The sequence below is a fragment of the Nocardioides ginkgobilobae genome (assembly GCF_054781275.1).
In genome coordinates this window covers 3,562-17,498 of the sequence record NZ_BAAGUS010000001.1, presented here as the reverse complement: position 1 = coordinate 17,498, position 13,937 = coordinate 3,562, and the positions used below count along the sequence as shown (strand labels likewise).

Here is a 13,937-nt window from a genome sequence, read left to right as displayed (position 1 = left end):
CCGCACCCCGACCCACACCGGTGCAACGGATCGCCCGGACCGTGCGTGAGCATGATGTGACGGTGACCGGCGAGCTCTCGGGGGACGCCGCCGCGCCCGACTTCGAGTCCTGGGCCGCGGCGCGCGGGCCGGCGCTCGTGCGCTACGCCCACCTGGTGACCGGCGGCAGTCCTGACGCTCCTGACCTCGTCCAGGACGCGCTGGCCCAGGTCTGGGCACGATGGGGGCGGTTGGAGGGGGACGCGGAGGCGTACGCCCGCCGGTGCGTCACGAACGGGTCGGTGTCACGGTGGCGCAAGCTGGGTCGGCTCCGGGCGGTGGCACAGGTGGGGGAGACGGCTGGTCCCGACCCGACCGCCGCGGTCGACGACGCCGACCATGCATGGGCGCTGCTCGCCACGCTGACGGCCGTGCAGCGGGCGGCGGTCGTGCTGCGTTTCTACGAGGAGCGCTCGTACGCCGAGATCGGCTCGCTCCTCGACGTACCCGAGACCACCGCACGCTCGCACGTCCACCGCGCGCTGCGGAGCCTGCGCACCCGACTGGAGGAGCAGCCATGAGCGAGCAGACCGAGCCCGAGGACGGCCGCGCGGCCGACGCGTTCCGCGCGGCGCTGGCCCGGCACGCCGACGAGGTCGTCCCCGACCTGGCACTCCCCACTCGACCGGCCCGCCGGCGCGGGCGCTGGCTGGCCGCGGGCGCAGCCGTCGCCGTGGCCGCGTCCGCCGTCGTCGGGTTCGCCCTCGTGGACCGTGACCGCCCTGGCGACGGCGCCCTCGATCCGGCCGGTGAGCCACCCGCCATCGCGGAGGGGTGGCGCGGCGTCACGTTCCGCGACGTCACGGTGCAGGTGCCGGAGGAGTGGGGTGACGCGAGCGCGCCCGGACCGGACTGGTGCGCGGACGTCCCCCGCGAGCCGATCGAGGGCCCGTACGTGGACCTTCGTGGGACCGGCACGTTCGTGTTCAGCGTGGGTTGCCTCGAGAAGGAGCGCGTGCCTGCCGGCTTCGGCCCAGACCCCCAGCGGCAGTGGATCCCGCATCTCAGGTTGATCGACCTGACTCAGGATGATCCCGAGCGGATCCCGGACGGCACGTCGACACATGGAGGCTGGACGCTGCGGGCTCGCACGATCGGCGACGTCCAGGTGCGGCTGCTCACCGACGCCTCGACCGAGGGGGTCGCTGACCGGATAGTGGCCAGCGCGACGAGCAGTGACGTCGGCGCGCTGGGCTGCGACACGAGGTCGCCAGCCCAAGAGCAGCCGCATGAGGGGCGACCCGTGGTGCCTTCCGCCGGGGACCTGGGGGCCGTGGACCTCGACGAGGTGCAGGCTCTGCTCGTCTGCCAGTACGACCGCGTCGGCGTCGACGAACCCGGCCTGCGCGCCGAGCGCCTCGCGGACGCCGCGACCGGACGCGCATGGCTCGGTGCCATCCTGGCCGCGCCACGCAGGGCGGGCCCGGACCAGCCTGAGAACTGCCTCGACCCCTGGGAGAGCGGCATGACGCTGGTCGTCCACCCGCTCGACGTCGACGGCGCACGGTTGGCCACGGCGTACGTCGCGTACGACGCCTGTGCCGGCAACGGCGTGCGTGACGCGACCACGATGTGGGAGCTCACCCGCGACACCTGTGCGGCGCTGTTCGCCGAGCGGGTCGTGTTCTGGAGCGGCAACGGGGAGGCGGCTCGTCGCTGCATGCCCACGCAGCGGTGACGCCTCGGCTACCTTCGCCCCATGACCGCCGAGATGCACGTGCCGCGCTTCTACATCAAGCAGAAGTTCGCGATGACGACCAACCGCTACGAGATCATCGCCGCGAACCCGGACGGCTCGGAGGGGCCGCTGATGGCGGTGGCGCAGCAGAAGCGGCTGGCCTTCAAGGAGGAGGTCACCTTCTACACCGACGACTCCAAGAGCCGGGCGGTCTTCAGCTTCAAGGCCCGCAAGAAGCTCGACCTCAACGCCGGCTACGACATCTTCGACGAGCAGCGCAACCAGATCGGCTTCTTCAAGAAGGACTTCGGCGCCAGCCTGCTGCGCTCGACCTACCACGTGGAGGGGCCGGGCTTCACCGGCACCGGCCAGGAGCGCAGCTTCGGCGTCGCCCTGCTGCGCCGCTTCATGGACATCCCCTTCCTCACCATCCACTTCGACTTCACCTCCGCGGAGGGCGGGCTGCTGATGAGCTCGGAGCGGCAGTTCAAGCTGCGCGACCGCTACACCGTGGACGTGCCCGACCAGCGCGTCGACTTCCGGGTCGCGGCGGCCCTCGCCGTCGGGCTCGACGCGCTGATGCAGCGCTGATGCTCCACCCCCAGGCCCGGGCGGCGGTCGAGGCGGCGGCGGACGAGCCGCGGGTCTTCGACCCGGGGTTCGACATCGAGGCGTCCCGCCGGGCCGCGCGGGAGGCGGCCGCCGCAGAGCCGCGCGAGGACGTCGCGGAGGTGCGCGACCTCGAGGCGGACGGCGTACCCGTCCGCGTGCACCGCCCCGCGGGCGCGCACCCGGGCGTCGTCGTGCACCTGCACGGGGGCGGCTTCGTGTTCCACGACAACGACGTCCACGACGGGCTGGCGCGGCGGCTCGCCAACCGCAGCGGCCACGCGGTCGTGAGCGTCGACTACCGGCGCCCGCCCGAGCACCGCTTCCCCGCGGCGCCGGACGACGTGAGCACGGTCCTGGGCTGGCTCGAGCGCGAGGGCGAGCGGCACGGCCTCGCCGGTCCCGTGGCCGCGCACGGCGACTCCGCCGGCGGCAACCTCGCCCTCGTCGCGGCGCTGCGCCACCCCGGCCGGCTGCGGGCGGTCGCGCTGCTCTACCCCTTCCTCGACCCGACGATGGGCTTCGACTCCTACCGCACCGCCGCCGACGGCTTCGACCCGCGCGAGGCGGAGTGGTACTGGCAGCAGTACGCCGCCACGCCCGCCGACCTCGAGCACCCCGACCTCGCACCGCTGCGCAGCGACCGGCTCGCGACCCTGCCGCCGACGCTGGTCACCACCGCCGAGCACGACCCGCTGCGCGACGAGGGCGAGCACCTCGTGCAGCTGCTGGCCGAGGCCGGCGTCGAGGTCACCGGCACCCGCTACCTGGGCCAGGTGCACGGGTTCTACCGCCACCCCACCGTCTTCGACGCCGCCGAGCCGATGCTGCTGGCCGCCGCGGCGTTCCTGGCGTCACACCTGCGCGCCTGAGGCGGTCACCGGTTCCGGGGGCGTCCCCGGGATCTGCCACCATCTGACCCATGCGCGTCCACCTGGGCTCCGACCACGCCGGCCTCGACCTGAAGAACCACCTGCTCGCGTGGCTCACCGAGCACGGCTACGAGCCGGTCGACCACGGCCCCTTCGTCTACGACGCCCTCGACGACTACCCCGTCTTCTGCCTGCGCGCCGCGGAGGGCGTGGCGAAGGCCCGCGCGGCCGGCGGGGACGACCTCGGCGTCGTCATCGGCGGCTCCGGCAACGGCGAGCAAATGGCCGCCAACAAGGTCGAGGGCATCCGCTGCGCCCTGGTGTGGAGCGAGGAGACCGCCAAGCTCGCCCGCGACCACAACGACGCGCAGGTCGTGTCGGTCGGGGGTCGGATGCACAGCCTCGAGGACATGACGCGCTTCGTCGAGGTCTTCCTGGCCGAGCCGTTCAGCGGCGACGAGCGGCACGTGCGCCGCATCGGCCAGCTCGACCACTACGACCGCACCGGCGAGCTGCCGCCGCTCCCGGAGTCCGCCCAGGGCCTCGGCCCCGACGCCTGACACCCGCTCGCCGATGCCCGAGGGCCACACCCTCCACCGGCTCGCCGGCCACCTGCAGGAGACCTTCGCGGGTCGCGCCGTCCGCGTGAGCAGCCCGCAGGGCCGCTTCGCGGAGGCCGCCACGCTGCTCGACGGCGAGGTGCTCGCCGGGGCCGAGGCGTGGGGCAAGCACCTGTTCGTCGCCTTCCCGGGCGACCGCCACGTCCACGTCCACCTCGGGCTGTACGGCGTCTTCGCCGTGCACCCGGCCGTCGACGAGGGTGTGTCCCTCGGCTCTCGGCCGTCGCGAGCGTCGTCCGGCGGAGTGCCTCGCAAGGCGGAGGAGGGAGGCGATGCGCCAGCATCGACGACTGACGACAACGCGGCGAGGCGCCCGCAGGGCGGCGCGCAGCAGGCCATGGAGCCGGGGGACACACCCTGGGTCCCCGAGCCGGTCGGCCAGGTGCGGTTGCGGCTGGTCGCCGGCGGTGACGACCGCCCCGCGGCGTACGCCGACCTGCGCGGCGCGACCGCCTGCGAGCTCCTCACCGGTGACCAGCGCGACGCGGTGGTGGCCCGGCAGGGGCCGGACCCGCTGCGCGCCGATGCCGACCCCGACCGTGCGTGGGAGCGGATCCGGGGCAGCCGGGCGCCGATCGGTGGGCTGCTGATGGACCAGACGGTGCTCGCGGGCGTGGGCAACGTCTACCGCGCCGAGCTGCTCTTCCGGCACCGGATCGACCCCCAGCGACCCGGGCGCACCCTGCGGGTGGGCCAGTGGCGGGCGATGTGGGAGGACCTCGTGGTGCTGATGGCCGACGGGGTGCGGACGGGTCGGATCGACACCGTCAGGCCCGCGCACACGCCCGAGGCGATGGGTCGTCCCCCGCGGCGCGACGACCACGGAGGGGAGGTCTACGTCTACCGGCGCCACGGACAGCCGTGCCTGGTCTGCGGCGCGTCGGTGCGCACCGCCGAGCTCCAGCAGCGCAACCTCTTCTGGTGTCCCCGCTGCCAACCCCGATTTCGCTCGCGCGCGACCTCCGGACCCCTAGGATGAGCCGCAGCCGAGAGGACCGCGACATGGGCGTGGGCAGCGAGCCCCCTTCTCCGGTCCGCGTCGACGCGGCCCGGCGCTACCGCGCGTCCAAGACCCGCAGCCGGGTGGCCGACCAGCGCCCGGTCATCGCGCTCACCGCCCTCGCGCTGCTCGTGGTCGTCGCCGTCGCCCTGTACCCCCTGGACGTGCCGTTCACGGCCCTGATGATCCCGCTGCTGCTGGGGAGCCTGGTGCTCAACCCGCGCCAGCTGCCCTGGTTCGTGGTCTCGATCCTCGGGATGGTCACGGTCGCGCTGCTGCTCCAGCCGGTCATCAGCCCGCGCACCGCCGGCGCCGCCGCGGTGCAGTTCGTCATGTGCGTGATCGTCCTCGTCACCGCCTTCCGCCGCTCGCGCCTGGGCGTCGCGGGGTTCACCGGCGAGTCGATGTTCGTCGACCTGCGCGACCGGCTGCTGCGCCAGGGCCGGATCCCCGACCTGCCGCCGGACTGGCACCTGGAGTCGGCGCTCGTGTCGGCCTCGGGCACCCGGTTCGCGGGGGACTTCGTGGTGGCGACGTACCTCGAGGACGACGCCCGCCTGGAGCTGGTGGTCGTCGACGTCTCCGGCAAGGGCGACCAGGCCGGCACCCGGGCGCTGCAGCTCTCCGGGGCCTTCGGCGGGATGCTCGGCTCCGTCGCGCCGCAGATGTTCCTGGCCTCGGCCAACGACTACCTCCTGCGCCAGGACTGGGCCGAGGGCTTCGCCACCGCCATCCACCTCACGCTGTGGGTCGACACGGGGGAGTTCGAGGTCCGCTCGGCCGGCCACCCGCCCGCGGTGCTGCGCGCCGCCGGGTCGGGGCGCTGGACGGTCCTGGAGAGCTCCGGTGCGGTCCTCGGTCTGCTGCCGTACGCCGAGTTCACCACCGCGCGGGGCCGGCTGCGGCCCGGTGACGCGCTCATGCTCTACACCGACGGGATGGTCGAGGAGCCGCAGCGCGACCTGGACCTGGGCCTGGACCGGATGCTCGGTCAGGCCGAGGGCCTGCTGCGCGCCGGTGTCGTGGGGTCGGCCGAGCGGCTCGTGGAGGCGCTGGGCTCGCGCGACGACGACCGGGCCATGGTGGTCGTCCACCGGAAGTAGCCGAGAGGCGGTCGCGTCCGCGCAGGCGCCCCGTTTGGGGGGCGGTGGACCGCCTGTGGCAGGATTCCCACGGCTAGGGGTCTCGTCGCCTGGCACTCCCGCGACCACGGTTCCGGGGGTCCACGGGGGCGGAGCCCTCGTGCGTGCGGATGTAGCTCAATGGTAGAGCCCCAGTCTTCCAAACTGGCTACGCGGGTTCGATTCCCGTCATCCGCTCCAAGGGGATCCGCAGGGTCGTTCGCGACCCGGTGGCGCCCGCTTGGCGGGGCGTAGCGTAGTGGCTAGCGCGCCTGCTTTGGGAGCAGGAGATCGCAGGTTCGAGTCCTGTCGCCCCGACAGTCCAGGACACCCGCAGCACCCCGGCAGCACCGAGCCACGACCCGCACCAGCACGACCGACATCACCCTGAGGAGAAACCTGTGAAGAGCGCCGTCGAGACCTTGAGCCCGACCCGGGCCAAGCTGACCATCGAGGTGCCCTTCGAGGAGCTCAAGCCGAGCCTCGACGCGGCGTACAAGGCCATCGCCCAGCAGATCAACGTCCCCGGCTTCCGCCGCGGCAAGGTCCCGCCGATGGTCATCGACAAGCAGGTCGGCCGCGGCGTCGTGCTCGACCAGGCGATCAACGACGTGCTGCCCAAGAAGTACGTCGAGGCGCTGCGCGAGAACTCCCTCGAGCCGCTGGCCCAGCCCGAGGTCGAGGTGACCCGGCTCGAGGACAACGACCTGCTCGAGTTCACCGCCGAGGTCGACGTCAAGCCGACCATCGAGCTGCCGGAGTACGACGGCCTCGAGGCCTCCGTCGAGGACATCGAGGTCACCGACGAGGACGTCCAGGAGCAGGTCGACGCGCTGCGCCAGCGCTTCGGCACCCTCAAGGACGTCGAGCGCGCCGCCGCCGACGGCGACTTCGTGGTCATCGACCTCAAGGCGATGCAGGACGGCGAGGTCCTCGACGGCGCCGAGATCAGCGGCACCTCCTACCAGGTCGGCCGCGGCGGCATGATCGACGGCCTCGACGAGGCCCTGGTCGGCATGTCCGCCGACGAGGAGAAGACCTTCGCCAGCCAGCTGGTCGGCGGCGACCTGGTCGGCCAGGACGTCGAGGTGCACGTCAAGGTCACCCAGGTCCAGGAGCAGGAGCTCCCCGAGCTCGACGACGAGTTCGCCCAGCTGGCCTCGGAGTTCGACACCGCCGACGAGCTCGTCGCCGACGTGCGCGTGCGCCTGGGCAACGGCAAGCGCCTCGAGCAGGCCGCCGCCGCCCGCGACGCCGTGCTCGAGGCCCTGCTGGAGAAGGTCTCCGTCCCGCTGCCCGAGTCGCTGGTCACCGACGAGCTCAACGCCCGTCGCCAGAACATCGAGCAGCAGCTCGCGATGGCCGGCATCACCATGGCCAAGTACCTCGAGGACGAGGAGCAGACCCAGGAGGAGTTCGAGGCCGACCTCGAGCGCCGGGTCCGCGACGCGGTCGCCGCGCAGTTCCTCCTCGACGAGATCGCCAAGAAGGAGGAGCTCGGCGTCGACCAGCAGGAGCTCTCCCAGCACCTGGTCCGTCGCGCCCAGCAGTCCGGCCAGGACCCGCAGTCCTTCGCCAACCACATGTTCGAGCACAACCACATCCCCGACCTGGTGCAGGAGATCCTGCGCGGCAAGGCGCTCGCGACGATCGTCGAGTCCGCCGTGGTCAAGGACGCCTCGGGCAACGTGGTCGAGCTCAAGGGCCTGCAGCCCGACGGCACGATCATGGACGTGAGCGAGGAGGAGGCGGCCGAGGAGGCTGCCGAGGAGCCCACCGCCGAGGCCGGCGACGAGGCGGCCGCGGACTCCGGCGACTCCGGCGACGAGGAGAAGTCCGAGGCCTGAGCCTCCCGCGCCCCACGGCGTACGACGTCAGCAGCCGCGGCCCGTCCGGACTCGTTCCGGGCGGGCCGCGGTGCGTGCGCGGTCCGGAGCAGCGAGTGCACACCCGTGCACCGAACGGGTACCATCCTGCGGTGACCACCGCACCCGGCCCCACCGTCCTCGACGCCGCCTCGCTGCTCTGCGAGGTCGCCGACGAGCTCGTCGTCAAGACCGTCCGCGACACCCACACCGCCTGGGTCGACCGGGTCCACGGCCTGGGCCGGCGGGCGACCGGCGCCACGGGCGCCTCGATCCCCGAGCGGGTCCACCGCGGCATCGCCGGCGCGGTGTACGCCGGGCTCGGCGGCGGTCTGCGCCTCGCCTCGACCGGCCTCGACCGCGCGGCCGCGACCGGTGTCGGCCCGCGGCTCGAGGACTCCCGCGAGGGTCGCTTCGTCTCCTCCGCGGTCAACGGACTGATCGGTGACCGGCTGCTGCGGGAGCGACCGCAGATGGCGATCCCGATGGCGCTGCGCCTCGACGGCCGCGACGTCGCGCCGGAGCCGGCCGCGCTCGCGGCCGCCTACCCCGAGGCCAGCGGTCGCCTGGTCGTCTTCCTCCACGGCCTGTGCGAGAACGAGTCCTACTGGTGGCGCCGCCGCGAGACCGCCGGTCCGACGTACCCCGAGGCGCTGGCCGAGCGCGGGTGGACCCCGCTCCTGCTGCGCGCCAACACCGGCCTGCCGTTGCGGGAGAACGGCGCCGCGCTGACCGGCCTGCTGCAGCAGGTCGTGGAGCACTGGCCCGTGCCGGTGACGCGGATCGCGCTGGTCGGGCACTCCCTGGGCGGTCTGGTGATGCGCGCGGCCGGGGCGGTCGCCGCGAAGGTGGAGGAGCCGTGGACCGCGAAGGTGTCCGACGTCGTCACCCTGGGGACGCCGCACCTCGGTGCGCCCATCGCCTGGGGGATCGGGCACGGCAGCCGCGGCCTCGGGCTGCTCCCGGAGACCGCCGCCTTCGGCCGGCTCCTGGACTGGCGCTCCCAGGGCGTCCACGACCTCGTGGCGGGGCTGGCCGAGGACGTCCCGCCGTTGCCGCACGCCCGCTACCGGCTGGTCTCGGCCACGCTGACCGCCTCCGAGCGGCACCCGGTGGGGAACGTGGTCGGCGACCTGCTGGTGCGGCCGCGCTCGGCGTACGGCCGCGACCGGCGGGGGCGCACGCTCTTCCCCGGCGCCGAGGTCCTGCACGTGGGGCGCACCGACCACTTCGGGCTGCTCAACCACCCCGACGTGCACGCCGCCCTCGAGCGCTGGCTGGCCTGACGCCCGTACGCCGGTGGCCGGCCGTCACGGCACGCAGTCGCACCGCCGTCCCGCCCGCCGTCCCGCCCCGCCGTCCCACCACGTGTGCGGCCGCCGGGGGAGCGGCCGCGGCAAAATCCGCTGTCGGCGAACAGGACCCGGTTGTCCGTGGAAGTGTCCGCCGCACGGGCTAGTGTCGCTGACGTGAACTCGAACCCCGCTTCCGCCGACCGCGGCGCCGAGCACCTGCCCACCATGGGCGGCGCCGCGTCCCTGGGCGTCCTCGACGACCACATCTACCAGCGACTGCTGCGCGAGCGCATCGTGTTCCTCGGCTCCGAGGTGCGCGACCAGAACGCCAACGCGATCTGCGCCCAGCTCCTGCTGCTGTCCGCGGAGGACCCCGAGGCCGACATCTTCCTGCACATCAACAGCCCCGGCGGCTCGGTCGACGCCGGCATGGCGATCTACGACACGATGAACTACATCCCCAACGACGTCGCGACCGTGGGCATGGGACTGGCCGCCTCGATGGGCCAGTTCCTCCTCTGCGCCGGCGCGAAGGGCAAGCGCTACGCCCTGCCGCACGCGCGGATCATGATGCACCAGCCCTCCTCGGGCATGGGCGGCTCGGCCTCCGACATCAAGATCCAGGCCCAGCAGTCGCTGCACATCAAGAAGGTGCTGCTCGAGCTCATCTCCGAGCACACCGGCCAGAGCGTCGAGCAGGTCACCGCCGACGCCGACCGCGACCGCTGGTTCACCGCCGACCAGGCGCTGGAGTACGGCCTGGTCGACAAGGTCATCCGCAGCGCCCGCGAGGCCGCCGACGAGGGCCGTCCGGCCCACACCAAGTGACGAGAGGCTCCGAGCGATGAACTACTACATCCCCCAGTGGGAGGAGCGGACGTCGTACGGCATCCGCCGCATCGACCCCTACGCCAAGCTCTTCGAGGAGCGCATCATCTACCTCGGGACGCCGATCTCCGACGACGTCGCGAACGCCGTGATCGCCCAGCTGCTGTGCCTGCAGTCGATGAACCCCGACCAGGAGATCAGCATCTACATCAACAGCCCCGGTGGCTCCTTCACCGCGCTGACCGCGATCTACGACACGATCAACTTCATCAAGCCCGACGTCCGCACCGTGTGCCTGGGGCAGGCGGCCTCCGCTGCTGCGATCCTCCTCGCCGCCGGCACGCCCGGCAAGCGGATGGGGCTGCCCAACAGCCGCGTGCTGATCCACCAGCCCTACACCGAGGGCACCTTCGGCCAGACCTCCGACATCGAGATCCAGGCCAACGAGATCATCCGCATGCGCGAGCTGCTGGAGAAGATGATCAGCGACCACACCGGCCGGCCGATCGAGGAGGTCAGCCGCGACATCGAGCGCGACAAGATCCTCACGGCCGCCCAGGCGGTGGAGTACGGCCTCATCGACTCGGTGCTGGAGTCCCTCAAGACCCCGGCACTCGCGTGAGCCGCACCTCAGGATGACCGGCCCGGGGCCGATCTGACGACGAGTGCTCGTGTCCCCACCTCCCTGGGGGGTGGGGAGGGGTACCGTCAGAAGATCGGCCCGGACGGCGGGCCGGTGGCCGGACCGAGCGCCGACAGCGCACCGGGACGCCACCCAGCAGGACCAGCAGCACCCACTCAGCACGACAGCTCGAAGCAAGCAGGAGACGCCCCGGCCACCTCGGCCGGGACGCACAGGGAGGATGACCGCGGTGGCACGGATCGGTGACGGCGGCGACCTGTTGAAGTGCTCGTTCTGCGGCAAGTCGCAGAAGCAGGTCAAGAAGCTCATCGCCGGTCCCGGCGTCTACATCTGCGACGAGTGCATCGACCTGTGCAACGAGATCATCGAGGAGGAGCTGAGCGAGGGCGCCGAGGTCAGCCTCGACGAGCTCCCCAAGCCCCGCGAGATCTTCGAGTTCCTCAACTCCTACGTCATCGGGCAGGAGCAGGCGAAGAAGTCGCTCGCCGTGGCGGTCTACAACCACTACAAGCGCGTCCAGGCGGGGCTGCAGCCGGTCAGCGGCAAGCACTCCAAGGACGAGCAGGTCGAGGTCGCCAAGTCCAACATCCTGGTCATCGGCCCCACCGGCTGCGGCAAGACCTACCTCGCCCAGACCCTGGCGCGCATGCTCAACGTCCCGTTCGCCATCGCCGACGCGACCGCGCTGACCGAGGCCGGTTACGTCGGTGAGGACGTCGAGAACATCCTGCTCAAGCTGATCCAGGCCGCCGACTACGACGTCAAGAAGGCCGAGACCGGCATCATCTACATCGACGAGATCGACAAGGTGGCCCGCAAGGCGGAGAACCCCTCGATCACCCGCGACGTCTCCGGCGAGGGCGTGCAGCAGGCGCTGCTGAAGATCATCGAGGGCACGACCGCCTCGGTCCCCCCGCAGGGCGGGCGCAAGCACCCGCACCAGGAGTTCATCCAGATCGACACCACCAACATCCTGTTCGTGGTGGGCGGTGCCTTCGCGGGGCTCGAGCACATCATCGAGCAGCGCGTGGGCAAGAAGACCCTCGGGTTCACCGCCGAGGTCCACTCGCAGGCCGACCACTCCGAGGACGACCTGCTCGCACAGGTGCGCCCCGAGGACCTGACCAAGTTCGGCCTGATCCCCGAGTTCATCGGGCGACTGCCGCTCATCGCGAGCGTCTCCAAGCTGGACCGGCCGGCGCTGGTGCAGATCCTCACGGAGCCGCGCAACGCGCTGGTCAAGCAGTACCAGAAGCTCTTCGAGCTCGACGGTGTCGAGCTGGAGTTCACCAGTGAGGCCATCGACGCCATCGCCGACAAGGCGATGGAGCGCGGCACCGGCGCGCGTGGGCTCCGCGCGATCATCGAGGAGGTGCTGCTGCAGGTGATGTACGACGTCCCCTCGCGCGGCGATGTCTCGAAGGTGGTCGTGACCGGGGCTGCGGTAGCCGGTGACGAGCCGCCGCAGCTGGTCCCGCGCGAGGCCGAGGCCAAGAAGCGGAAGTCGGCCTGACCTGCTCCGGCCTGACCTGCTCCGGCAGGGCCGTGGGGCAGGACGCCCGCTCGTAGGGGGCGCGCACCCCGACGCATAGCCCGGGTGGGTCACAACGCATGACCCATCTGGGTCATTCTGTGGCCTGACCGGGTCAACCGGCCGCTGGCGTTTCCTCGTGAGGACCCTTGCGGGGGAGAATCTCCTGGAGTCACTCGGGACCAAGGGAGCGCAGGCATGGAGGAGAAGCCGACCAGGCTGCTCACCGAGCTGCGCGCGCCCGAGCACCGGCGCTCGCTGCTGGCCTTCAGCCTCGTGGCCATCGTCTGCTCCCTGGTGGTCGCCACCGGCATCCGTCTGGACACGGTCGGCGGCGTGCTGAACCCGCTGCCCTCCCTGGTCTTCACCCTCGGCCAGGACCTGATCCTCGAGGAGGAGCCCGCGCTGCGAGCCGTCCAGGCCGGCAGCGAGCTCGAGCCCGAGGACTCGGTCACCCCCGCTCCGACCACGCAGCCGGAGGCGAGCCCCGCTCCCGTCGCGCCCGCCACCGGCGCGCCGGCCTCCTCGGGACCCCGCGAGGGGCACGGTTCTGCCGCCCCGGCACAGGGCAAGGGTCCCGGCGGCGACCAGGGCAAGGGCGGAGCGAAGGGCAAGGGCAAGGACCGTGGGGGCAACGGCGGAGGCGCCGGTCCGGCCAACGGCAACGGCAACGGTGCGGCGAACAGCAACGGTGCGGCGAACAGCAACGGTGCGGCGAACAGCAACGGTGCGGCGAACAGCAACGGTGCTGCGAACGGCAACGGTGCGGCGAACGGCAACGGTGCTGCGAACGGCAACGGTCGCAAGCCTGGGAAGGGCAGCGCCGGGCCGGACAAGATCTCTGTCTCCGGCGGGGCCGGAGCGGGCGGTCCCGGCAAGGGGGCCAGCCAGGGCAAGGGGCGCGAGCAGGCTCCCGGACAGGTGAAGAAGAAGGACGGCCCCGCTACCCCGCCTGGTCACGCGAAGGGCAAGGGCAAGGGCGGGGCGAAGCGCCGCTGACGGCTGCTCAGGGCATGCCATCTGTCTAGTCCACTCCCGGACCTGAGCCCGCTACGTGGGTACCGAGCCCCGGGACGGGGCAGGATGCCCACGTTGGTCTCGGCACGTGGGGGCGTGGATGATGAAGGACGAGCCGTCGGGGCTCTTGTCGGAGCTACGACAGGCCGAGCACCGGCCGTCCCTGCTGGCCTTCGTGCTGGTGACCGTGGCGGCCTCGCTCGTGGTCGCCACCGGCATCCGTGTCGACAGTGTTGGGAACGTCCTCAACCCGCTCCCGCGCTGGCTCTTCTCCATCGGCGCCGACCTGGCCGACGATGACGACGATCTTCCGCTGCGCGCCGTGCAGGCCGGTCGGTCGCTCCGCCCCGAGGCCCGGCTCCCGCTTCCCGCGCGCACGCCTGTGGCGGTGCGTGGACAGGTCCCCGTGCCGCTCGCCCCGCCCTCGTCGAGCGGTGCTGGCGCGCCCTCGGGTGGTTCGGCCGGTCGCCCCGGCGGTGGTGACGCCGGGCCGGGCGGCGGTAAGGAGCCGTCCGGTCAGGGCGGCGGGGCCGGCATCGAGCCGGGCGGTACGTCGGGGCCGGGCGGCGGCGGGCAGCCCCAGCAGCCGGGGCAGCCCGAGCAGCCGGGGCAGCCCGAGCAGCCGGGGCAGCCCGGGCAGCCGGGGCAGCCGGGAGGCAACGGGAACGGCAACGCTGGCGGGAACGGCAACGGCAACGCTGGCGGGAACGGCAACGGCAACGCTGGCGGGAACGGCAACGGCAACGCTGGCGGGAACGGCAACGGCAACGCTGGCGGGAACGGCAACGGCAACGCTGGCGGGAACGGCAACGGCAACTG

General features: G+C 72.4%; 13 protein-coding genes, 2 tRNA genes and 1 pseudogene. All 16 read left to right on the top strand.

What is annotated here, in order from left to right:
- The first annotated feature begins 62 nt into the window (after positions 1-62).
- Positions 63-560, top strand: coding sequence for a SigE family RNA polymerase sigma factor (locus ACYVID_RS00095; protein ID WP_460733232.1), 498 nt, complete (start codon positions 63-65; stop codon positions 558-560).
- Positions 557-1,717, top strand: coding sequence for a hypothetical protein (locus ACYVID_RS00090; RefSeq protein ID WP_460733230.1), 1,161 nt, complete (start codon positions 557-559; stop codon positions 1,715-1,717). The genes ACYVID_RS00095 and ACYVID_RS00090 overlap by 4 nt, the downstream gene beginning before the upstream one ends.
- A gap of 21 nt (positions 1,718-1,738) precedes the next feature.
- The gene (locus ACYVID_RS00085; RefSeq protein ID WP_460733228.1) at positions 1,739-2,308 is read left to right on the top strand and encodes an LURP-one-related/scramblase family protein; all 570 of its coding nucleotides are present in this window, start codon (positions 1,739-1,741) and stop codon (positions 2,306-2,308) included.
- Positions 2,308-3,198: an alpha/beta hydrolase gene (locus ACYVID_RS00080; RefSeq protein ID WP_460733226.1), complete on the top strand. Its 891-nt coding sequence runs from the start codon at positions 2,308-2,310 to the stop codon at positions 3,196-3,198. The genes ACYVID_RS00085 and ACYVID_RS00080 overlap by 1 nt, the downstream gene beginning before the upstream one ends.
- 50 nt (positions 3,199-3,248) lie before the next feature.
- Positions 3,249-3,758, top strand: a complete 510-nt coding sequence (locus ACYVID_RS00075; RefSeq protein WP_300644970.1) for a ribose-5-phosphate isomerase — start codon at positions 3,249-3,251, stop codon at positions 3,756-3,758.
- A 13-nt stretch (positions 3,759-3,771) separates the two neighbouring features.
- Entirely contained in the window at positions 3,772-4,797 is a 1,026-nt protein-coding gene (locus ACYVID_RS00070) for an Fpg/Nei family DNA glycosylase (RefSeq protein ID WP_460733224.1), read from the top strand.
- The gene (locus ACYVID_RS00065; protein WP_460733222.1) at positions 4,794-5,921 is read left to right on the top strand and encodes a SpoIIE family protein phosphatase; all 1,128 of its coding nucleotides are present in this window, start codon (positions 4,794-4,796) and stop codon (positions 5,919-5,921) included. The genes ACYVID_RS00070 and ACYVID_RS00065 overlap by 4 nt, the downstream gene beginning before the upstream one ends.
- 145 nt (positions 5,922-6,066) lie before the next feature.
- A tRNA-Gly gene (locus tag ACYVID_RS00060) sits at positions 6,067-6,140 on the top strand.
- Positions 6,141-6,184: 44 nt separating this feature from the next.
- A tRNA-Pro gene (locus tag ACYVID_RS00055) sits at positions 6,185-6,257 on the top strand.
- A gap of 83 nt (positions 6,258-6,340) precedes the next feature.
- Positions 6,341-7,786: a trigger factor gene (gene tig, locus ACYVID_RS00050; RefSeq protein ID WP_460733220.1), complete on the top strand. Its 1,446-nt coding sequence runs from the start codon at positions 6,341-6,343 to the stop codon at positions 7,784-7,786.
- Between the two features lie 131 nt (positions 7,787-7,917).
- On the top strand, positions 7,918-9,090 hold the full coding sequence (locus ACYVID_RS00045) for a lipase family alpha/beta hydrolase (protein WP_460733218.1): 1,173 nt from the start codon (positions 7,918-7,920) through the stop codon (positions 9,088-9,090).
- 234 nt (positions 9,091-9,324) lie between these two features.
- Complete coding sequence (locus ACYVID_RS00040) at positions 9,325-9,927, top strand: ATP-dependent Clp protease proteolytic subunit (RefSeq protein ID WP_460734015.1); 603 nt, start codon at positions 9,325-9,327, stop codon at positions 9,925-9,927.
- A 16-nt stretch (positions 9,928-9,943) separates the two neighbouring features.
- Positions 9,944-10,549, top strand: coding sequence for an ATP-dependent Clp protease proteolytic subunit (locus ACYVID_RS00035; RefSeq protein ID WP_300644980.1), 606 nt, complete (start codon positions 9,944-9,946; stop codon positions 10,547-10,549).
- A gap of 250 nt (positions 10,550-10,799) precedes the next feature.
- The gene (gene clpX / locus ACYVID_RS00030; protein ID WP_460733216.1) at positions 10,800-12,083 is read left to right on the top strand and encodes an ATP-dependent Clp protease ATP-binding subunit ClpX; all 1,284 of its coding nucleotides are present in this window, start codon (positions 10,800-10,802) and stop codon (positions 12,081-12,083) included.
- Positions 12,084-12,299: 216 nt separating this feature from the next.
- The gene (locus ACYVID_RS00025) at positions 12,300-13,100 is read left to right on the top strand and encodes a hypothetical protein (protein WP_460733214.1); all 801 of its coding nucleotides are present in this window, start codon (positions 12,300-12,302) and stop codon (positions 13,098-13,100) included.
- Positions 13,101-13,218: 118 nt separating this feature from the next.
- Positions 13,219-13,937, top strand: a pseudogene (locus ACYVID_RS00020) (hypothetical protein); the annotation flags it as partial.